Source organism: Thermobacillus xylanilyticus, assembly GCF_907165215.1.
GTDB classification, from domain to species: domain Bacteria; phylum Bacillota; class Bacilli; order Paenibacillales; family Paenibacillaceae; genus Thermobacillus; species Thermobacillus xylanilyticus.
Map to the genome: position 1 here is coordinate 24,625 of NZ_CAJRAY010000024.1, position 20,896 is coordinate 45,520.

Below are 20,896 nucleotides of genomic sequence, written 5' to 3' on the forward strand. Positions count from 1 at the left end.
CAGTGGGCCCAATAACGGCACGAGGTGCCGTTATTGGCGTCGCTGAGCGCCCGGTCTCGCGCGTCATCGGCATTTAACGGCATTTGGTGCCGTTAATCGCCCGTCAGAGCGCGGCAAAGAGCCAAATTACGGCACAAGGTGCCGTTAGAGGCGGCCTTATAATAGTTTCACTTTTGATCGGACAAGCTGGTAGCTGTGAAACCGACGGGTGCCATTCACCGGTTCCAGATAACCGTCGCCAGCCAACTCCCTCAACAGCTTGCGGGCGGTTTTGTCGCCGACTCCCAATAATCCCTGGATCTCTGACGGTTTGACCGGCCCCGGCGAATATGCGGCATACCGCAGGATTTCTCTTTTCATAACCGGCAATTCGACATAGGGGTCTCTGCCTCCAAACAATCGCCCCAGCAGTTGAAGAACGACCTGCTGACATTTCCGGGGATGGTTCTCGATATCATCCGCCGAGAAACGGAGCACCCGCCAGTCGTCGATGACCAGGTGGTTCTGGCGCGTCAGGTCGTCCGAGAATTTGTGCCGGTCCGCGTATCTGGCATGCGGCCCGAATCCGTCCGCTTCCAGGCATATCCGGTGGGGCATGCGAAGATACGCGAAGTCCAGAAACCGGACGCCGTCCTTGAAATCTGCAACTTCGTATTCCGCATGCAGGTGCTCGAACGAACCGACCGCAGGCCACCAGACGTTCTGGAGCAGCTTTCTTTCCAAATAGCCGTGCTCCTGCAGCCGCCTGCGCCGTTCTCCCGCACTGGCCGCAATCTGCCGCTTCATCCATGCGTCATAATGAGTCTCGAATGTCCGATCCATCAACCCGTCTCCTTTCGAAAAAAAATAACACCGCCCCTTCCGCTTCATGCGGTTAATGGGACGGTGTGCTTCACGCGCCACAATATTCATGCTGTCTGACAATGGGACGGTGCGCTACACGCGTTGTTGCCACCTCCATGCTACCCGGCTGCCTGGAAAAAATCAAGCGTTTGCCAATTTGTGCGATTTTTGTCCGGAACGCAGCCCCGATTTTGATACAATGAATATTTAGATGTAAGGATTTCGAGGGAGGAACGCGCGGCCATGACACTGTCCATCGGAGCGAAGGCGCCCGATTTCACACTGCCTTCGGCGGACGGGGATATCCGATTGAGCGATTTTCGCGGGAAACTTGTGGTGTTGTACTTCTATCCGAAGGATATGACGCAGACCTGCACGCAGCAGGCGTGCGGATTCCGGGATGCCTACAGCGAACTGACGGCACATGGCGCGGTCGTCATCGGCGTCAGCACGGATGAAGTCGAACGCCACATCCGGTTCCGGGACAAATACGGACTTCCTTTTCTGCTCTTGTCCGATCCGGATCACGAAGTGTGCGAGAAGTACGGCGTATGGCAGCAGAAGAAAATGTACGGACGCGAGTATATGGGCATTGTTCGTTCGACGTTCCTGATCGACGAAGAAGGCAGACTGATCCGCGAGTGGCGGAATGTGCGTTTGAAGGGCCATATCGATGCGGTTCTGCAGGCGATCCGCGAGTACAGGGAGTCGACATCAACGGAGCAAAAATCGGCCGCCGCGCCGACGGTCTGACAGCAGTTGCAGGCGGTGCGCCTGGGCGCCCAAGCACGTTGACGCCCCGAAAATCCGTTCAGTATAATTAGCGGTATGAATTGAGGGAGGCGTACCATGGACAAGCCGAATGAACTCATCGTGGTGCTCGATTTCGGGGGCCAATACAACCAACTGATTGCCCGGCGCATCCGCGATCTGGGCGTGTACAGCGAGCTGCTGCCGTACAATACGCCGGCTTCGAAGCTGCGTGAACTGAATCCGAAAGGGATCGTCTTCTCCGGCGGCCCGAACAGCGTGTACGAAGAGAACGCGCCGCTCGTCGATCCGGAAGTGTACGAGCTCGGGGTGCCGATCCTCGGCATCTGCTACGGCATGCAGATGATGTCGCATCAATTGAACGGCCGGGTGGAACGGGCGGGCAAGCGCGAATACGGCAAGGCCGAGATTGAATTCGAAGCGGATTGCCGGTTGATCAGCGGTCTCGACCGCCGGCAGACGGTATGGATGAGCCACAGCGACAAAGTCGTCGAACTGCCGCCGGGCTTCCGCGTCGACGCCCGCACGCCGAGCGCGCCGGTCGCCGCGATGAGCCATCCGGAGAAGCGTTACTACGCCGTCCAGTTCCATCCGGAAGTACGCCACTCCGTTTACGGCAACGAGATGATCCGCAATTTCCTGTTCGAGATCTGCGGATGCGAAGGCAACTGGTCGATGACGACGTTCATCGAGGACGCGGTCCGGGAGATCCGGGAGCAGGTCGGGGACAAAAAAGTGCTCTGCGCCCTCTCCGGCGGCGTCGATTCGTCCGTTGTCGCGGTGCTGGTCCACAAGGCGATCGGCGATCAGCTCACGTGCATGTTCATTGACCACGGCCTGCTGCGCAAGGGCGAAGCGGAGAGCGTCATGGAGACGTTCGCCGGCAAGTTCGACATGAAGGTCGTGAAGATCGACGCGAGCCGCCGGTTCCTGGACAAGCTGAAGGGCGTCGAAGACCCCGAGCAGAAGCGCAAAATCATCGGCAACGAGTTCATCTACGTGTTCCAGGAGGAATCCGCGAAGTTTGACGACTTCGAGTTCCTCGCCCAGGGCACGCTCTATACCGACATCATCGAAAGCGGCACCGCCACGGCGCAGACGATCAAGTCGCACCACAACGTCGGCGGTCTGCCGGAGAACATGCAATTCAAGCTCGTCGAGCCGCTCAAGACGCTGTTCAAGGATGAAGTGCGCAAAGTCGGCGAAGCGCTCGGTCTTCCCGAGGAGATCGTGTGGCGCCAGCCGTTCCCGGGTCCGGGACTTGCGATCCGCGTCCTCGGCGAAGTGACGGAGGAGAAGCTGCGCATCGTGCGCGAGTCCGATGCGATCTTGCGCGAGGAGATCGCGAATGCCGGGCTGCACCGTGAGATCTGGCAATACTTCACCGCGCTGCCGAACATGAAGAGCGTCGGCGTCATGGGCGATGCCCGCACCTATTCCTACACGGTCGGCATCCGCGCCGTCACGTCGATCGACGGCATGACGGCCGACTGGGCGCGGATCCCGTGGGATGTGCTCGAACGCATCTCGGTTCGGATCGTGAACGAAGTGGACAACGTCAACCGCGTCGTCTACGACATTACATCGAAACCGCCGGCGACAATCGAATGGGAGTAAAGCAGATGAGCCGACAGCTCCGCATATGCGGGGCTGTCTTGTTGTTTTGCCCGCGCAATCAGGGGAAAATCGACAATTTTTTCGAATTTCATGTCCAATTTGTGGCCGCAGTTACAGAAATGCGGGATGGGTCTATGGTATGATCTTACTGGTTCAATATTTTTGAAGTAGTCATAATGGAGTGGATTTTCATGCGGTGGGTACCAACCTCAGAACTAGAAGAAGGAGACAGGCTGGGGCGTCCGCTGTACACGACGGACGGCCGCTTGATTTTGTCGAGCGGACAGGTGCTGACCCGGAGAATGATAAGCGGCCTGATCCGGATGAATGTCGAAGGGGCGTACATCGACAACCGGCGGCCGAACGAAGTTTCGACAAGTCCCGTCAATCAGCTGGAAGTGCTGCGAGCCGCGGCGTTCGATGCCGTCCGGGGATTTTTCAATTCCGTGGCGGAGTCGGAAAGGCTGGAACCGCGGCCGATCATGCGTCTGGCGAACGATATCGTCCGGCATGTCCTCACGGAGGCGGACGGCGGGTTCCAGATGAAGGAGCACCGCGCCGAAGCCGCCTATCTGTACGCGCACAGCGTCAACGTCTGCCTGCTTGCCGTCATGACGGGGATGAAGCTGGGCTACAGCGATCTTCAACTGAAGACGCTTGCGATCGGCGCGCTCCTGCACGATATCGGACGCGTGTCGAGACATGCGGTCAATCCGGAATATGATCACCCGCGCGTCGGCTTCGACCTGATGCGCCGGTATCCCGAACTGCCGCTTCTGTCGGCCCACGTGGTGCTGCAGCATCACGAGAAGGTGAACGGCACCGGATATCCGCTGGGGGTTCAGGGGGAACAGTTCCGGCAAGCGGCGCAGATTGTGGCCGTTGCGAACGATTATGACCATTTTGTCAACGAAATCGGCGAGAACCGGCTTCCCCATGAAGGAATTGAATACATCATGTCGAAGGTAGACACGCATTATCATATTTCCGTCGTCCGCGCATTCGTCCAGAGCGTCACGCCATACCCCGTCGGCACCATGGTGCGGCTGTCGAACGGGATGGTCGGCACCGTGGTCGAAATGCACAAAGGTCAACTTTCACGCCCGGTGATTCAGACGCACGATCACGGCTTGAGAATCGACCTGATGCATTTCCCGACGGAGTTTATCGAAGAAGTGATCCTGGAACCAGGTGCGGCAGCCGTCTGAGGCTGCGGGAACGGTGCCGGGGAGGAGTGTACAAGGTGTCAATCGATGCGGCGCGTCTCAGATCCGCGATTCCTTTTTTTCGTGAAATGGATCCCGAAGTCACGGAAAGTCTCGCCCCGTATCTGACGGAGCGGACGTTCAAGAAAGGAACGGTCATTTTCGTTGAGGGCGACGAAGGGGACGATGTCTACTTCATTCGTTCCGGCGCCGTTCAGATCTATACGTTCGACGGCACGAAGAAAGTGATGTTGGCGTATCTGCGGGACGGCGATTATTTCGGCGAGATGGCGATGATGAAGCCGGGGGCGCAGCGCTCCGCGTCCGCGGAAGCGGCGCAGCTTACGAAGGTGTACGCCCTCAAACGGAATGTGTTCGAGCGGCTCATCCTGGATCATCCGCGGCTGGCGCTCTATTTGCTGGATGATACGATGGAGCGGCTGCGCAAGGCGAATCAGCAGATCTACGATCTGACGTTCCTGAACGTGCGGACACGGATCATGAAGCGATTGCTGCGCCTGGCGCAGGAGAACGGAACGGAGACCCCGGAAGGGCTGTTGATCGGCATCAAGGTGACACACCAGCAGATAGCGGAAATGGTCGGCGCCGTACGCGAGACGGTGACGAAGGTGTTCAACGAATTGCAGGAAGAAGGGCTGATCGTCATCCGGCAAAAAATGATCCTTCTTCCGAATCCCGAGCTGCTCGTCAAACGGCTGCAGGAGGAAAACTGAATCCAGCGCGGTTACGGGCGCCGGCCGGCTTGCCGCAGACGCGTTTCACGGGCTTTCGACCGAATGGCGGAGGCTTTTTTCATTAAAAATGGCTGGGAGATACAGGGTTCTGTTTCAAGGAAAGCGATTCCAATCCGAACAAAAAGGTCGATTGCGGGCAAAACATTCGTGAAACCCATTGACAGCAGGCGACAAAGATCAGTAGAATGAGGGAGAATTGTGAAAATCGGAAAAGCTTTTCGTATAATCCCGGGAATCTGGCTTGGGAGTCTCTACAAGGTCACCGTAAATGATCTTGCTACGAAAAGCAGGGGAGTCGTCTGCATACCGGTCCGGCAGGCATAATTCTCCTGTTTTCGCAGAACCTATGGAGAGATGACCATCCTCCGTAGGTTTTTTCTGTTTTCACAAATTTTGATGTGGGGGCGTTATGGAGCTATGGAACGTTTCTTCCGGCTCAAGGAACTCGGAACGAACATCCGCACGGAGCTGATGGCGGGACTTACGACCTTCATGACGATGGCGTACATCCTGGCCGTCAACCCGGCCATCCTTCAAGGGGCGGGGCTGAACTTCTACTCGGTCTTCCTCGCGACGGCATTGGCTGCGGGCATTTTCACGATCGCCATGGGGCTGTTCGTCAACTTCCCGGTGGCGCTCGCGCCGGGCATGGGGCTGAACGCGTACTTCGCGGCGACGATCGCGACTTCCCAGGCCACGGGTGAGCCGATCTCGCCGGCGGTGGGCCTGACGGCGGTATTCATCTCCGGGATCATCTTCATCATTCTGACGCTGACGCAAATCCGGCAAATGCTGGTGACGGCGGTTCCGGACAGCCTGAAGCATGCCATCACGGTCGGCATCGGCCTGTTCATCACGATCATCGGCCTCAAGAACAGCGGCATCATGTCGATTACGCCGGACGGGATCATCGGCCTCGGTTCGCTGAAAGACGCGAATGTCTGGCTGACGATCATCGGCATCGTGCTGATCGCGGTCATGATGGTGCTGCGGGTTCCGGGCGCCATCCTGCTCGGCATCGTGCTGACGACGATCGTCGCGGCGATTACGGGCAATATCGGATCGATCGGCGATGACGCGCAGTGGGTGCCGGACTTCGGCGCGCTGAACTTCTGGCATTTCGACTTCCAGGGCGCATTTGAAGTCGGTCTGGTCACGGTCATCCTGACGTTCACGTTCGTCGAACTGTTCGACACGTTCGGCACGCTCGTCGGCACGGCGAACCGGGCCGGCGTCGACACGAACACCAGTGAAGGCAAGAAGAAGATCGGCAAGGCGATGCTCGTTGACGCGATCTCCGTCAGCGGCGGCGCCATGCTCGGCACGAGCACGGTCACGGCGTTCGTCGAAAGCTCGTCCGGCATCGCGCAGGGCGGCCGCTCCGGCCTGACGGCCGTCACGACCGGCGTGCTCTTCCTGCTGGCGCTGTTCATCGCGCCGATCGTCGCGCTCGTCCCGGGTGCGGCCACGAGCGCGGCGCTCGTCATCGTCGGCGTGCTGATGATGCAATCGGTGAAGAACATCAACTTCACCGACATGGTGTACGCGATTCCGGCGTTCCTGATGATCGTCATCATGCCGTTCACGTACAACATCGCCAACGGCATTTCCTTCGGCATCGTGTCCTACGTCGTCCTGGCGCTTGTCGCCAACCTGGCCGGCAAGACCGCGGAGGACGGCAGCAAGTACAAGATCCACTGGCTCATGTGGGTACTGGCAATTCTCATCCTGGCACGCTACATCTTCCTGAACGGGGAATAATCAGAAGTTTGCGGAAGCAGCGCTGGACCGGCGCTGCTTTTTTTGTTTGGCGTGGGGCGGTAGCGTGTCGGTAATCAAGCGACGTGTTCGGTTTCTCATCACAGCATTGATTGTGGTTGATGGTGCGACTCTGCCCAACTTGGGTTGTGACCGGCAGTACCGACCTTGAAAACGATGTCGAAGTCCGGATTCAATCCACGCATCCGCGTGGGGTGCGACTCCTCAAGGATTCGATCAGCGCCTTTCGGACGATCATACTTTCAATCCACGCACCCGCGTGGGGTGCGACTTCAGGCCGCGTTGTGCACCCTGCGCAAGCAGGTTCTTTCAATCCACGCACCCGCGTGGGGTGCGACGTCTCCAATCTGGAAAAAGCCATCGACATGTTTTGGCTTTCAATCCACGCACCCGCGTGGGGTGCGACCGCGCAGGGGGTTGCAAGGCGCAACACGCGAACTCTTTCAATCCACGCACCCGCGTGGGGTGCGACTCGATCGACGTGACCAGTGACACATCCGCGACCGCTTTCAATCCACGCACCCGCGTGGGGTGCGACGATCTCGCGCTCGGATTCCTTCGACTGCTGCCGCTTTCAATCCACGCACCCGCGTGGGGTGCGACTACTTCGAAGTGATAGCGGTCTTCGGTACGAAATGCTTTCAATCCACGCACCCGCGTGGGGTGCGACGCTAGTCCGAAAGGGCTAGGATGTCCCATTGAGAGGGACTTTCAATCCACGCACCCGCGTGGGGTGCGACTCGCGTTCGGTCGAGGATTCCTGTTGATCGTCCCACTTTCAATCCACGCACCCGCGTGGGGTGCGACGCGACCGCGCCACGGTTCCACCGGGTCCGGGTTGATCTTCTTTCAATCCACGCACCCGCGTGGGGTGCGACTCATCCACGGATCGGCGCAAGAAACCATAACCCGCTTTCAATCCACGCACCCGCGTGGGGTGCGACCGTCGCCGGGGATGCGTCCGAGCCGGGTGGACGTCTTTCAATCCACGCACCCGCGTGGGGTGCGACTTCACCGGCGACTGGCAAGGAGCCTGGGAAGGTGTCTTTCAATCCACGCACCCGCGTGGGGTGCGACTCTCCCCCTTGCAAGTACGTTTTAAGCACGTCCGCCTTTCAATCCACGCACCCGCGTGGGGTGCGACCCCGAACGCCTTCGCCTGCGTATCCACCCACCGCTCTTTCAATCCACGCACCCGCGTGGGGTGCGACCATACTGGATGAATGATCCCCTCTGAGACTGAACGCTTTCAATCCACGCACCCGCGTGGGGTGCGACTATGCTTACCCCCTCATTCCTAAATGTCCGCCGTCTTTCAATCCACGCACCCGCGTGGGGTGCGACTGCATCGTGTATGCGCCCTTTAATTATAGCATTTTCCAGGTGTTTTCCGCGAACATGCAGAAATGATGCATTGTCTACCATCAAATTTCATTGATTTTTCTTGATCTTGCCGTATCAATCTAAGAGCGCGAACCTCCTGGCAATTTTATGTGAGCTTGAGGTTCGCGTAAATAAATTTTTCTCCAGTAAACAATCCTCGAAAGAAGGAGTTTCGATACTGAATATCCAATATTAGGACACAGGAACTATCTTCCAAAGAACTATTCATTCATCTTCGTTTTCCCTTTAAGTCGGAGGTGCTGTCATTGCGGTCCATTGCCCATATTCGACAAAGTGACGGCAAAATTCAGACGGTTGAAGAACATTCCCATAGTGTCAGGCAGATTGCAGAGTGGATTGGGGATAAAATTGGAGTCAAACATATTGCGGGACTGGCCGGATTGTTGCATGATGCAGGCAAGTTCAGTGTTAAGTTCGTAAATTACATTCTCACCGCTTCCCGGAATCCAGACAATCCTCCCAAGCGCGGGAGCGTGGATCATTCCACTGCAGGCGGTCAACTGCTGGACCGATTTGTAAAGGCCGGACCTCGTGATAAGAACCTCTATTTGTTGGCGGAAATTGTCTGTAACGCAATTATCTCTCACCATGCATATCTGCACGATTATATAAGCCCCGAAGCTGAATCGCCTTACCTGACGCGCATACAGGAAAAGCATATTGATGATTTGGATGCCATTACGGATGGTTTCCATAAGCTGGTCATGGACAGAGAACATTTCCGTCAGTATGTGGAATCGGCTGCCCAGGAACTCGCTGTATTCTTGACCAAACCGTCTTCCGAAGACGGCCGAAGCCGACTCATGTTTCTGACGAAATATGTGTTCAGCGCGTTAATTGATGCAGACCGGACTGACACACGATTATTCGAGGAGAACAAGACTTGGTCGCCGGCAACGGACACAAAAGATTTATTTGCAAATTACTACGAAAAACTTCTAATCAAATTATCTGAACTTAATAAGGACTCAGAAGATATATCGCCGGTCAATCACTATCGTCGGTTAATGTCCGATTCTTGTGATAACTTCGCAGAGCAGCCTTCGGATATCTATAAGTTATCGATTCCGACCGGAGGCGGCAAGACGTTGGCAAGCTTGCGTTACGGGCTGAAACACGCACTGAACCGCCACAAAGAGCGAGTAATCTACATCGTTCCATACACGACCATTATCGAGCAAAATGCAGAAGAAGTCCGGCAAATCCTGCAGGACGATGAGCGGGTGCTGGAGCATCATTCCAATGTCGTTGATGATCCTGATCATACCTACGACGATGAATGGGCAGATGGATTGGTAAACGTAAATCAGAAATTGAAACTCGCAAAGGACAACTGGGATGCACCGATTATTTTTACGACGATGGTGCAGTTTCTGAACGTCTTCTATGCGCATGGCAGTCGTAACATCCGAAGGCTCCATAATTTGTCCCGATCCGTCATTGTGTTCGATGAAGTTCAGAAGGTGCCGGTTCACTGCGTCTCGTTATTTAATCGTGCCTTGAATTTTCTTAAAGATTTCGGTGATTCGAGCATTGTTTTGTGCACGGCTACACAACCGGCACTTGATTATGTGGAACATAAGTTGAATATCCCGGCAAAAGCCGATATGATTCCCCGCACGAAAGACATTACCTGTGCTTTCAAGCGTGTGAACGTTATTGATCGAGCTTCCCAGGAGACATTCGATACAGAAAAGCTCGCATCCTTCGTCCGCGAACAAGTAGAGAAGCAGTCCAATGTCCTCGTTATCCTGAACACCAGAACAGTTGTCAAGAAGCTCTATGAACAATTGAAGGAGCTTTTGGCAGACGATGAGTGTTCCATTTACCATCTCAGTACCTCAATGTGCGCGGCGCATCGTGCTGATAAATTACAGGAAATCCGGAGACGGTTGGAACGGAACGAAAAGCTGGTCTGTGTCAGCACCCAACTGATTGAGGCGGGAGTCGATATCAGTTTCAATTGCGTCATCCGATCGCTGGCCGGACTCGACTCCATTGCCCAGGCTGCGGGACGTTGTAATCGGCACGGAAAGGATCCCCTTCGTCCTGTCTATATCATTGATCATGCTGAGGAGAATTTGGACAGGTTGCCCGAAATCAAGATCGGCAAATCCTTGACTCGCGCTATGTTGGTTGACATGAAGCGAGATCCTTCAGCATATTGCGGGGATATTTTCTCCGATGCGGCGATCAGCAGGTACTTTGCGGATTTCTATCAGCATTTTCGGCTTCAGTTGAACTATTTCATTCCGCCGTTGCACAGGGATATGATCAGTCTGCTGATTTCCGATGACGGCCCGGATTCCCTTGTACAAGCATATGTCAGAAACAAGGGCGGAAGGCCGACGCTTTTCAGCTTGAACAGTATGCGAACGGCGGCCCAGCATTTTCAAGTGATTGACAGCCCGACGACCGCTGTATTGGTGCCTTATGGTGAGGAAGGAAGTGAGATCATCGCACGTTTCAATGGAGAAACATCCCTTGCCGATCTCTCCAATCTGATGCGCCGCGCTCAACGGTACACGGTCAATCTGTACAAGCATGAACTTGACCGACTGACAAAGCATGATGGGGTGATATCGTTAATGGATGGAAAAGTGTATGCGCTTATGGAGACCGCCTATAACCACGAGTACGGGGTGAGTCCGGACAATGACGGTGAATGGGGGTTGTACCTGTTGTAGAAAAGCAGAGAACCTATCTCACTCGATAGGTTCTCATTTCATACACCATATTTTTCAATCCGCGTTGCTGAGCAACGACAGTTCATTATAACATACCAGGGGATCTAAAATTTTATTTCATATTATGTATTAAAATATTTGACCAATTGGGATTGGAATATTATACTAGTAATATATCCAATATTCGACAATAAAGGGGGTGATTCCATGCGTAACAGTATCGAGTTCGTCGTGTATGGTCCTTACGCGCTTTTTACCGATCCCCTGACAAAAATAGGGGGAGAAAAACTGTCGTATCAAGTTCCGACCTACCAAGCACTGAAAGGAATCGCTGAATCAATATACTGGAAGCCTTCAATTACGATGTTTGTGGATGAAGTCCGCATCATGAATCCGATTCGTATGGAGTCCAAAGGTGTCCGACCGATTGAGTACGGAGGCGGAAACACGCTCGCCAACTACACGTATCTTCGGGATGTACGCTACCAAGTCCGAGTTTACTTTGAATTCAACAAACACCGCCCGGATTTGAAAGATGACTGGAACGAATTTAAGCACCACAACATCATGAAGCGCTCTCTCAAAGCTGGCGGCAGAAGGGACATTTTCCTCGGAACCCGGGAATGTCAAGGCTATGTGGAACCTTGTGTATTTGGCGAAGGCGAGGGATTCTACGACAATTACGGCGATATTCATCTGGGCACGATGGTGCACGGCATCAATTACCCTGATGAAACGGGCCGCAATCAGCTGGAGGTCAGGTTGTGGCAGCCTGTAATGCGCAACGGTGTTATCAAGTTCATCCGTCCCGAAGAGTGCACTCAAGTTCGCGTGCTGTCTTCGATGGAACCCAAGCATTTCGACAAGAACGCCATGACATCTGTTGACGAGCTGTATGCGCAAAACGATGAGGGGGGGTATTCATGAGCTGGCTTTTGAACTTGTATGAGACGTACCAGTCCAATCTGGACCGTGTCGGAAAGATTGAGTTAAAAGCGAATGAGCAGTCATTCATGCTCCTTCCGATTTCGCATACGACACAGACTGCGCATATTGAAGTCCGGGTTACGGAAGACGGTGAATTCCACTCGGCTGAGGTCGTGGACAAGGGGAGTGCAAGTACTGTCATTCCCACAACAGAAGAATCCGCCAGTCGGACCAGTGGAGTGGTCGCCTATCCCCTTCACGACAAACTGGGCTATGTCGCAGGAGACTATGCAGATTACGGCGGTTCCAGAAGAAATGAGGAGCAATATGCCGCCTATATCCAGCAGCTGCAGGACTGGGCGTCATCGTCTCATGCATCATCCAAGGTCAAAAGCATTTATACTTACTTGAGCAAACGTACCTTAATCCGTGATCTGGTCCGAGAACGCGTCCTGTTCCTTGATGAGAATCAACGTCTCATTGAGAAATGGGATGATCGCGCGGAACGTCTGTACGGCGAAAAGCCACCGCTATTCTCCGTACTTGTCGGTGAAGTAGAGAGCGCTTTTGTCCGGTTTACGGTAAGATCGGCTGACAGGCAGTTGCTCCCGGTGTGGGAAGACCCTGAAATGTATGACTCGTTCATTCGTTACTACAACGACAAGCTGGGCGACGTGGACCTGTGCTATGTAACGGGACAACGTCTGCCGATCACTGAGCGCCATGCGAACAAAATCCGTAATGCTGCGGATAAAGCGAAATTAATCTCGGCCAACGATACGAGCGGATTCACGTTCAGGGGCAGATTCAGGGAAAGCCGCAACGCGGCCAGCATCAGCTATGAAGTTTCCCAGAAAGCGCACAATGCGTTGAAATGGTTAATCAACCGACAAGGCAAGATCATCGGCCAGCGTGTGTTTCTCGTCTGGGGGAACGATGCAATTCAGATGCCGCCACCGGAAGATGATTTCTACAGTATAGATCCCAGACCGGCGGAGCAGAAGATCATCTCGGAAGTGCATACGGATTTTGCACGCGAAGTCGCCAAAGCGCTCGACGGTTATCGCAATCGCATCACAGGTTCGAAAGAGACCAACGTCAACATTATGATCCTCGATTCTGCCACAACGGGGCGGATGGCAGTTCTGTATTACCGAAACATGGACAAGGAGTTGTATTTGGACAGGCTGGCGGAATGGCATTCAACCTGTATGTGGCTTCATCAATACCGAAAAGACGAAGCGGGAAATTGGGTGAAATTCTTCGGCGCGCCCGCCACGAGAGATATCGCCTATGCGGCATACGGCAGCAGGGTGAAAGATGAGCTGGTTAAAGGCCTCATCGAGCGCATGATTCCATGCATCGTGGACGGGCGGAGAATTCCCCGGGATATTCTCGACAGCGTATTCCGCCGCGCCTCCAGTCCGGTGTCCATGGAACCCTGGGAGTGGGAGAAGACGCTCAGCATCGCTTGTGCGCTCATCAATCGGGAATATAAAGGAGGGTTCAACGTGGGGCTCAACGAGAGTCTGAATGACAGGGATTATCTGTTCGGCAGGCTGTTGGCTGTTGCGGATGTGTTCGAAAGGGCCGCTCTGGAAGACAACCGTGCGACTAACGCCATCCGCTATATGAATGCATTTGCACGCCATCCTGCCAGGACATGGTCCACCATTTATTCGGCACTTCAGCCTCATATGACAAAACTTGGTGTGAAAGCAACCTATTGGACGAAGATCATCGATGAAGTGGCATCCCGGATTCCGGTGGAGGAGTTCAACAACAAGCCATTGTCCCATTTGTATCTGCTCGGATTCTACAGTCAGCGCCATGCCTTGTATCAGAAGAAAAAAGAAAATGAGTCGGATTATTCGGAAAATAATCAAGGAGTGATGAACGATGACAACGCTTGATCACAAAATTGATTTCGCTGTCGTCCTGTCGGTGACAAAAGCAAATCCGAATGGCGACCCTCTTAACGGAAATCGACCGCGCCAAAACTACGACGGGCATGGTGAGATTTCAGACGTAGCTCTGAAACGCAAGATTCGCAATCGGCTGCAAGATATGGGAGAGTCCATCTTTGTTCAGTCCAATGACCGGAACGTAGACGGATTCACCAGTCTGAGAGAGCGGGCAGAATCGGTCGAAGAACTGGCCAAGCTGATGAAATCGAAGAAACCGTCGCCTGATGAATTCGCCGCAATTGCATGCGCGAAGTGGATTGATGTTCGCAGTTTCGGCCAGGTGTTCGCATTTAAAGGGGACAGCGTGTCCATCGGTATCCGCGGACCGGTCTCCATCCATGCGGCAACAAGCATTGACCCCATCGATATTACCAGCATTCAGATTACCAAGAGCGTCAATTCCGAACCCGGCACGGCCAGAGGATCTGACACGATGGGGATGAAGCATCGTGTGGATTCCGGAGTCTACGTGTTCTACGGAAGCATCAACCCGCAATTGGCGGAGAAGACCGGATTCTCCAACGAAGACGCGGAGAAGATCAAGCAAGCCCTCGCGACACTGTTCGAGAATGACGCTTCGTCTGCACGGCCGGAGGGCAGCATGGAAGTTCATCATGTGTACTGGTGGGCGCATCGTTCCAAATTGGGGCAATATTCATCGGCGAAAGTGCATCGTTCGTTGATAGTGGAAAGACGTGTCGCTGAGCCGAAATCATTCAATGATTACGAGTTTATTATACAGCCGCTTGATGGGTTGGAAGTGGAGATCATTGATGGTCGGTGACGAAGAAGACTATTTGATGCTTTCCGGAATACAGCATTTCTCTTTTTGCAAACGTCAATGGGCACTCATCCACATCGAACAACAATGGGCGGACAATGTGCTGACTTTTGAAGGCCAGCTGTTGCATGAAAAAGCGGATGATCCATTGATCAAAGAATCTCGCGGCGACAGGATCATCTCACGTGCGGTACCGCTTGTATCCCACAGGCTGCGCGTTTATGGGGTAGCGGATGTAGTGGAGTTCCATCGTTGTGATGAAGGGGAGGGAGGGATTTCCCTCCCCTTGCGCAAGGGGAGATGGAAGCCATATCCTGTTGAATACAAACGCGGAAAACCCAAACCGGATGCTTATGATGAGTTGCAGTTGTGTGTTCAGGCCATGTGTCTGGAAGAGATGTTTGAAGCACACATTCCGGAAGGCGCTTTGTATTATGGTGAGATTGAACATCGTGTACGTGTTGAATTCCATCATGATCTTCGTAATCAAGCGGCATTGCTGTTGAATGAAATGCATGAGTTATTTCGCGAAGGCAGTACGCCTGAAGCAGTAATGGCTCCAAAATGCTCGCGGTGCTCGCTGATTGAAATTTGCCAGCCTAAGTTAGCAGGCAAACGGGCAAGCGAGTATATGCGACGGTATATGACTGCTGTCGAGAAAGAAGGCATCGGTCATGCGTAAGTTGTTGAATACGTTATACGTGACCAACCCAAACAGTTATCTCGCCCGCGACGGAGAAAATGTTGTTGTAAGAGTGGATGATCGCCCTGTAGGCCGTGTGCCTATCCATAACCTGGAGTCCATCATCACGTTCGGATACACGGGGGCAAGTCCGGCGTTGATCCACCTATGTGCCGAGCGCGGGGTTTCTTTATCATTTCATCGAGAGAACGGGCAGTTTATTGCCCGTGTGCAGGGGCCGGTCAAAGGCAACGTTTTGTTGAGAAGGAAACAATACAAAATGGCGGACGGCAGTGAAGCCGTGGAAGTTGCCAGAAGCATCATATTTGCCAAAGTGGCAAATTCCAGAGCGATCTTGAACCGTGGCCTTCGAGATCATGCAGAAGTTATAGACTCGAGTAAGGTCAGACAAGAGTCTGAATTATTGAAGAGATATCTGGGTGTTGTCATGAAGCTTGGCACACTTGATGATATCCGCGGACTGGAAGGCGATGCCGCGAGAAGATATTTTCGGGCTTTGGATGAACTCATACTGGTAAATAAAGATGCCTTCTATATTCGCACCAGAAGTCGGAGACCGCCGTTGGACCGAATGAATGCCATGTTATCGTTCATGTATGGCATTTTACGCAATGAAGTCCAGTCAGCTTTGGAATCCGTGGGCCTTGATCCACAGGTAGGTTTCTTGCATCGAGATCGTCCTGGCAGACCAAGTCTGGCCCTGGATATGATGGAAGAACTGCGCGGGTATCTGGTTGACCGATTAATCTTGAGTATGGTTAATCGCAGACAGATTGATCCGAATCAGTTCATACAGAAAGAAAACGGCGCATTTCTGTTAAAACCTGCGCTCCGAAAAGAACTGATCGCTGCTTGGCAGAAACGTAAACAAGATGAAATTACCCATCCTTTCTTGGACGAGAAGATATCCGTGGGGTTATTGCCTTATGCTCAAGCGTTGCTGCTGGCAAGGTATATTCGAGGTGATCTTGATGCGTACCCGCCTTTTCTGTAGAAGTAGGGTGGTGGAGTTCGATTGCTTGTACTTGTAACTTACGATGTGGAGACATCGACAACTGATGGTAAACGGCGTCTTCGTGAAGTAGCGAAAATCTGTGTAAACTACGGGCAACGTGTGCAAAACTCGGTGTTTGAGTGTTTGGTTGACCCGGTGCAATTCAAACAGTTGAAGGCCAGATTGGTGAAGGTAATCGATGAGGAGCGTGACAGCTTAAGGTTTTACTTGCTCGGGAGCAAATGGAAAAGAAGGGTGGAGCATATCGGCGCAAAACCAGGTTATGATCCGGAAGGCTTGTTATTGTTTGAATGAGTGCGAACCCCAAGCAAACATAAAATGCCTGGGAGGTTCGCGTATCAATTGAATTCAAGGTTTTCGTGAAATAGATCAGATTGAGTTATAATTTTTACGGGTTATTGAAGCAGGGTTCGCGAAAATAGCTCGCTAAAGCCTTGCGATTCATGGCTTCGCAGTTAATACTGTCGCACCCCGTGCGGGTGCGTGGATTGAAAGCTTTAATCATGTTGTGAGATGTTGGTGTCAGCTTGGTCGCACCCCGTGCGGGTGCGTGGATTGAAAGCGTCAATACCGCGAAAAGAACCGTGAGGAACTCAGTCGCACCCCGTGCGGGTGCGTGGATTGAAAGCCGTGATCTCTTGATATTGTGACGGTGTGATTTTTCGTCGCACCCCGTGCGGGTGCGTGGATTGAAAGTCTTCTACTTCTTCCAGATCAACCGGCGCGCTGGGTCGCACCCCGTGCGGGTGCGTGGATTGAAAGAGCTTCGCACAGGTCATCGTGAAGCGCGTAGTAGGTCGCACCCCGTGCGGGTGCGTGGATTGAAAGGGCTCGAAGTTCATGAAGCCGATCAGGTACAGCTGTCGCACCCCGTGCGGGTGCGTGGATTGAAAGGCTATTATGACTATGAATTTACTTGCGATTGTCCGGTCGCACCCCGTGCGGGTGCGTGGATTGAAAGTCCCTCCCGCTCTCCTTCGGCGGTTCGGGCAGCGTCGCACCCCGTGCGGGTGCGTGGATTGAAAGTTTACAGTTCGGCCAGCTCTTGCTCGAGCCGCTCGAGTCGCACCCCGTGCGGGTGCGTGGATTGAAAGTCCGATGGATTTCCGGTGCGAACCGATGTGATCGAGTCGCACCCCGTGCGGGTGCGTGGATTGAAAGCATTGCTTGATCCGGTATGCATCGTCGGCGGTTGGTCGCACCCCGTGCGGGTGCGTGGATTGAAAGCCTCGCAACGGGATCCGAGATACCAGACGCCCGCGGTCGCACCCCGTGCGGGTGCGTGGATTGAAAGCGTCCTCGACGTGATAATGGCCCGTGTGAATCTCGTCGCACCCCGTGCGGGTGCGTGGATTGAAAGTCCGTCAGCTTCCCGCCGTATGTGCTGAGTACCGTCCACGTCGCACCCCGTGCGGGTGCGTGGATTGAAAGTACTCGATCAGCGGAAACGATCCACGGTTCCCGAGTCGCACCCCGTGCGGGTGCGTGGATTGAAAGCGTACGAACCGCAACCGCGGCAACAGCTATATCACGTCGCACCCCGTGCGGGTGCGTGGATTGAAAGCATCGCGGCACACAACCGGTTCCGCAAGTCGGATGTCGCACCCCGTGCGGGTGCGTGGATTGAAAGCCGTCCGTGAAGTCGACGTCGAAGATGTCGGCGCTGTCGCACCCCGTGCGGGTGCGTGGATTGAAAGCAGATATTCGACCGGGCCGAAACCAACTCCCAAGGTCGCACCCCGTGCGGGTGCGTGGATTGAAAGCTTCCAGCCGCTTAGAAAGTCTGTAGTACGTACTCGTCGCACCCCGTGCGGGTGCGTGGATTGAAAGACCGGCACAGACGAACGCTTGGAAAGATGGACCGGGTCGCACCCCGTGCGGGTGCGTGGATTGAAAGTGCCTAATTGTACCGTTGAAAGGAGACTGCGAAGTCGCACCCCGTGCGGGTGCGTGGATTGAAAGCCAATAGTCCAGCGCTCTCAGCGCTCCGCCTCCAGTCGCACCCCGTGCGGGTGCGTGGATTGAAAGGCTTTAAGCAGTTGCACAAACGTCCAGCTAAATGAGTCGCACCCCGTGCGGGTGCGTGGATTGAAAGTCTCGAAAATAGGCCGGGCAGCCTATCCATTCGACGTCGCACCCCGTGCGGGTGCGTGGATTGAAAGGTTCGAGCAGCGCCTGCGCGTCCATGCCGTTGTAGTCGCACCCCGTGCGGGTGCGTGGATTGAAAGTTCTTCTCGGCCGTCTTGAATCCAACAGAGAGTCAGTCGCACCCCGTGCGGGTGCGTGGATTGAAAGGTCTTTTCTTCGTCGATCTCGTATATGCCGAAGCAAAGTCGCACCCCGTGCGGGTGCGTGGATTGAAAGCGCTGGTTGAACTGATCCGGCGTCCGCAGCACAGTCGCACCCCGTGCGGGTGCGTGGATTGAAAGTTCCATCGCCGCGGCCAGAAGATCGGGGTCAAAAGTCGCACCCCGTGCGGGTGCGTGGATTGAAAGCACCTTGCATTGTGATGTTTTGCTCCACTCTAACGTCGCACCCCGTGCGGGTGCGTGGATTGAAAGACAATCGCCCTGCCAGTAGGTATTCAGGGTTTCAGTCGCACCCCGTGCGGGTGCGTGGATTGAAAGTTCGGAGTTTTTGACCGGGTCGTCCACTATCGCAGTCGCACCCCGTGCGGGTGCGTGGATTGAAAGACCTCCCATGGTGTGTCTATGCCTTCGGATTGCCAGGTCGCACCCCGTGCGGGTGCGTGGATTGAAAGTGAAAACGAAAAAAGAAGTGCCGACCGTCATTCGGTCGCACCCCGTGCGGGTGCGTGGATTGAAAGCCGGAAATCGGTGTGAAAGCCGGTGACCTCGGCGGGTCGCACCCCGTGCGGGTGCGTGGATTGAAAGAGGGCGACGAAGTGATTGATCTGGACGGGGATTGGTCGCACCCCGTGCGGGTGCGTGGATTGAAAGTTCGGCCCGTCGAAGCTTCGCCGTGACCAGCGCGGTCGCACCCCGTGCGGGTGCGTGGATTGAAAGCGATCAGACGGAACAATTTGCTGACTCCATCCGTGTCGCACCCCGTGCGGGTGCGTGGATTGAAAGGTACCTTGCACCCACGCCTTCGCGGCGCCCTGAAGTCGCACCCCGTGCGGGTGCGTGGATTGAAAGCGGCTCCGCGTCCAGATACGGCTTACCGTCATTGAGGTCGCACCCCGTGCGGGTGCGTGGATTGAAAGTCACCAACGAGGGCACGGAGACGATAACCCATTTCGTCGCACCCCGTGCGGGTGCGTGGATTGAAAGCGATCATCGCCTTGTCGCAGCTGAGCCGCGCAGTCGTCGCACCCCGTGCGGGTGCGTGGATTGAAAGCAGACAATGACGGAACTGCTCGAACGAATCCGATGTCGCACCCCGTGCGGGTGCGTGGATTGAAAGTGGCCAATCGCGACGGTGAGAAGCTGGTGTTTAGAGCCTATCCGAAAACCATTATAAGCAAGTAGGAAAACGGTGGAACATGTCGAATTCCTTCAAGAGAAGCACTTGGAGGAGATCGTCATGGCAAATGCACCGAAGCAACTCTTTTCGATTCCCGATGAACTGTGGGAGAAAATCCAACCTTTGCTACCGGAGGAACCGCCAAAACCGAAGGGCGGTCGTCCGCGCATGGATGATCGTCAGGCGATGACGGCGATTTTTTACGTGCTCCGCACGGGCATCCAGTGGAAAGCGTTGCCCCGTCAAATGGGGGCCGCCAGTACGGTGCATGACCGCTTTCAATATTGGCAGGAACAAGGCGTATTCAAACGGATGTGGGAGGCCGGGTTGCAAGCGTACGACGAGGCCAAAGGAATCGAATGGACCTGGCAAGCGGTGGACGGAGCCATGACCAAGGCTCCGCTTGGGGGAAAAAAAGACGGGTCCTAACCCGACGGATCGCGGCAAGCGTGGAACCAAGCGGAGTTTGTGGACGGATGGACGCGGCATGCCCTTGGGCGTCGTCGTCGATGGGGCGAATCGTCACGATATGAAACTGCTGGGGCCCACGCTGTCCGAGCCGGCTGCTCCGCGACCGGAACCGGACGCGAAGAACCCGCAGCATTTGTGCCTGGATAAGGGATACGACTATCCGATCATCCGGGAACAAGTGGCCGAGTTGGGATATGTCCTTCATTTGCGTTCGCGCGGCGAAGAGAAAGAAGAAAAAGCGGCGATTCCCGGATACCGGGCCAGACGATGGGTGGTCGAACGGATCCACTCCTGGATGAATCGCTTTCGCCGCTTGTTCATTCGTTGGGAAAAGAAAGTGGAGAACTACGAGGCCATGCTCCATTTTGCCTGCGCCTGGATTTGTTTCCGCTGCGCAGAGGTTTTCGGATAGGTACTAAAAAACATTAGCTACACCTTTCATCATCTTGACTCCACTACCGCCCAACCACCACAACCACAAAAAC

Annotated in this window: 14 protein-coding genes, 2 CRISPR repeat arrays and 1 riboswitch; of the genes, 13 read left to right on the forward strand and 1 reads right to left on the reverse strand. The window is 54.5% G+C overall.

Annotated elements, in window-relative coordinates:
* Window positions 1-156 precede the first annotated feature (156 nt).
* Entirely contained in the window at window positions 157-723 is a 567-nt protein-coding gene (locus KJQ12_RS05130; protein ID WP_244860434.1) for a DNA-binding response regulator, read from the reverse strand.
* 363 nt (window positions 724-1,086) lie between these two features.
* On the opposite strand from KJQ12_RS05130, the gene bcp reads away from it, so the two are divergent.
* From bcp to KJQ12_RS05195, 13 genes are all read left to right on the forward strand, one after another.
* Window positions 1,087-1,596 (forward strand): thioredoxin-dependent thiol peroxidase, encoded by a 510-nt coding sequence (bcp, locus tag KJQ12_RS05135; protein WP_213483755.1) that lies wholly within the window; start codon window positions 1,087-1,089, stop codon window positions 1,594-1,596.
* A 96-nt stretch (window positions 1,597-1,692) separates the two neighbouring features.
* Window positions 1,693-3,231 (forward strand): glutamine-hydrolyzing GMP synthase, encoded by a 1,539-nt coding sequence (gene guaA / locus KJQ12_RS05140; RefSeq protein WP_213483756.1) that lies wholly within the window; start codon window positions 1,693-1,695, stop codon window positions 3,229-3,231.
* A gap of 191 nt (window positions 3,232-3,422) precedes the next feature.
* Window positions 3,423-4,439 carry an HD-GYP domain-containing protein gene (locus KJQ12_RS05145; RefSeq protein WP_213483757.1) on the forward strand — a complete coding sequence of 339 codons (1,017 nt, stop codon included), beginning with the start codon at window positions 3,423-3,425 and terminating at the stop codon, window positions 4,437-4,439.
* 35 nt (window positions 4,440-4,474) lie between these two features.
* The gene (locus tag KJQ12_RS05150) at window positions 4,475-5,170 is read left to right on the forward strand and encodes a Crp/Fnr family transcriptional regulator (RefSeq protein ID WP_015255932.1); all 696 of its coding nucleotides are present in this window, start codon (window positions 4,475-4,477) and stop codon (window positions 5,168-5,170) included.
* A 219-nt stretch (window positions 5,171-5,389) separates the two neighbouring features.
* A riboswitch (purine riboswitch) is annotated at window positions 5,390-5,491 on the forward strand.
* Between the two features lie 117 nt (window positions 5,492-5,608).
* Window positions 5,609-6,952: an NCS2 family permease gene (locus KJQ12_RS05155; RefSeq protein ID WP_213483758.1), complete on the forward strand. Its 1,344-nt coding sequence runs from the start codon at window positions 5,609-5,611 to the stop codon at window positions 6,950-6,952.
* A gap of 187 nt (window positions 6,953-7,139) precedes the next feature.
* Window positions 7,140-8,314: direct repeats of the CRISPR family, unit length 32 nt; unit sequence CTTTCAATCCACGCACCCGCGTGGGGTGCGAC.
* A gap of 296 nt (window positions 8,315-8,610) precedes the next feature.
* The gene (cas3, locus tag KJQ12_RS05160) at window positions 8,611-11,061 is read left to right on the forward strand and encodes a CRISPR-associated helicase Cas3' (RefSeq protein WP_342344826.1); all 2,451 of its coding nucleotides are present in this window, start codon (window positions 8,611-8,613) and stop codon (window positions 11,059-11,061) included.
* A 207-nt stretch (window positions 11,062-11,268) separates the two neighbouring features.
* Window positions 11,269-11,988, forward strand: coding sequence for a type I-C CRISPR-associated protein Cas5c (gene cas5c / locus KJQ12_RS05165; RefSeq protein ID WP_213483760.1), 720 nt, complete (start codon window positions 11,269-11,271; stop codon window positions 11,986-11,988).
* Window positions 11,985-13,901: a type I-C CRISPR-associated protein Cas8c/Csd1 gene (gene cas8c, locus KJQ12_RS05170; RefSeq protein WP_213483761.1), complete on the forward strand. Its 1,917-nt coding sequence runs from the start codon at window positions 11,985-11,987 to the stop codon at window positions 13,899-13,901. Before cas5c ends, cas8c begins: the two co-directional genes overlap by 4 nt.
* Entirely contained in the window at window positions 13,888-14,739 is an 852-nt protein-coding gene (cas7c, locus tag KJQ12_RS05175; protein WP_213483762.1) for a type I-C CRISPR-associated protein Cas7/Csd2, read from the forward strand. Before cas8c ends, cas7c begins: the two co-directional genes overlap by 14 nt.
* On the forward strand, window positions 14,729-15,418 hold the full coding sequence (gene cas4, locus KJQ12_RS05180; RefSeq protein WP_213483763.1) for a CRISPR-associated protein Cas4: 690 nt from the start codon (window positions 14,729-14,731) through the stop codon (window positions 15,416-15,418). Before cas7c ends, cas4 begins: the two co-directional genes overlap by 11 nt.
* Window positions 15,411-16,433: a type I-C CRISPR-associated endonuclease Cas1c gene (cas1c, locus tag KJQ12_RS05185; protein ID WP_213483764.1), complete on the forward strand. Its 1,023-nt coding sequence runs from the start codon at window positions 15,411-15,413 to the stop codon at window positions 16,431-16,433. Before cas4 ends, cas1c begins: the two co-directional genes overlap by 8 nt.
* A gap of 21 nt (window positions 16,434-16,454) precedes the next feature.
* The gene (cas2, locus tag KJQ12_RS05190; RefSeq protein WP_213483765.1) at window positions 16,455-16,748 is read left to right on the forward strand and encodes a CRISPR-associated endonuclease Cas2; all 294 of its coding nucleotides are present in this window, start codon (window positions 16,455-16,457) and stop codon (window positions 16,746-16,748) included.
* A gap of 169 nt (window positions 16,749-16,917) precedes the next feature.
* Window positions 16,918-19,880: direct repeats of the CRISPR family, unit length 32 nt; unit sequence GTCGCACCCCGTGCGGGTGCGTGGATTGAAAG.
* A gap of 120 nt (window positions 19,881-20,000) precedes the next feature.
* Window positions 20,001-20,823, forward strand: a protein-coding gene (locus tag KJQ12_RS05195) for an IS5-like element ISPaen3 family transposase (RefSeq protein WP_213483766.1) whose coding sequence is annotated in 2 segments (ribosomal slippage) — window positions 20,001-20,351 and window positions 20,353-20,823 — 822 coding nt in all. Because the reading frame shifts where the segments join, the coding sequence is not laid out codon by codon here.
* The last annotated feature ends 73 nt before the right edge of the window (window positions 20,824-20,896 follow it).

What these genes read in the sequence shown, in the direction of transcription:
- bcp (WP_213483755.1), top strand. Translation starts at nt 1,087, where the DNA reads ATGACACTGTCCATCGGAGCGAAGGCGCCCGATTTCACACTGCCTTCG.
- guaA (WP_213483756.1), top strand. Translation starts at nt 1,693, where the DNA reads ATGGACAAGCCGAATGAACTCATCGTGGTGCTCGATTTCGGGGGCCAA.
- KJQ12_RS05145 (WP_213483757.1), top strand. Translation starts at nt 3,423, where the DNA reads ATGCGGTGGGTACCAACCTCAGAACTAGAAGAAGGAGACAGGCTGGGG.
- KJQ12_RS05155 (WP_213483758.1), top strand. Translation starts at nt 5,609, where the DNA reads ATGGAACGTTTCTTCCGGCTCAAGGAACTCGGAACGAACATCCGCACG.
- cas5c (WP_213483760.1), top strand. Translation starts at nt 11,269, where the DNA reads ATGCGTAACAGTATCGAGTTCGTCGTGTATGGTCCTTACGCGCTTTTT.
- cas8c (WP_213483761.1), top strand. Translation starts at nt 11,985, where the DNA reads ATGAGCTGGCTTTTGAACTTGTATGAGACGTACCAGTCCAATCTGGAC.
- cas7c (WP_213483762.1), top strand. Translation starts at nt 13,888, where the DNA reads ATGACAACGCTTGATCACAAAATTGATTTCGCTGTCGTCCTGTCGGTG.
- cas4 (WP_213483763.1), top strand. Translation starts at nt 14,729, where the DNA reads ATGGTCGGTGACGAAGAAGACTATTTGATGCTTTCCGGAATACAGCAT.
- cas1c (WP_213483764.1), top strand. Translation starts at nt 15,411, where the DNA reads ATGCGTAAGTTGTTGAATACGTTATACGTGACCAACCCAAACAGTTAT.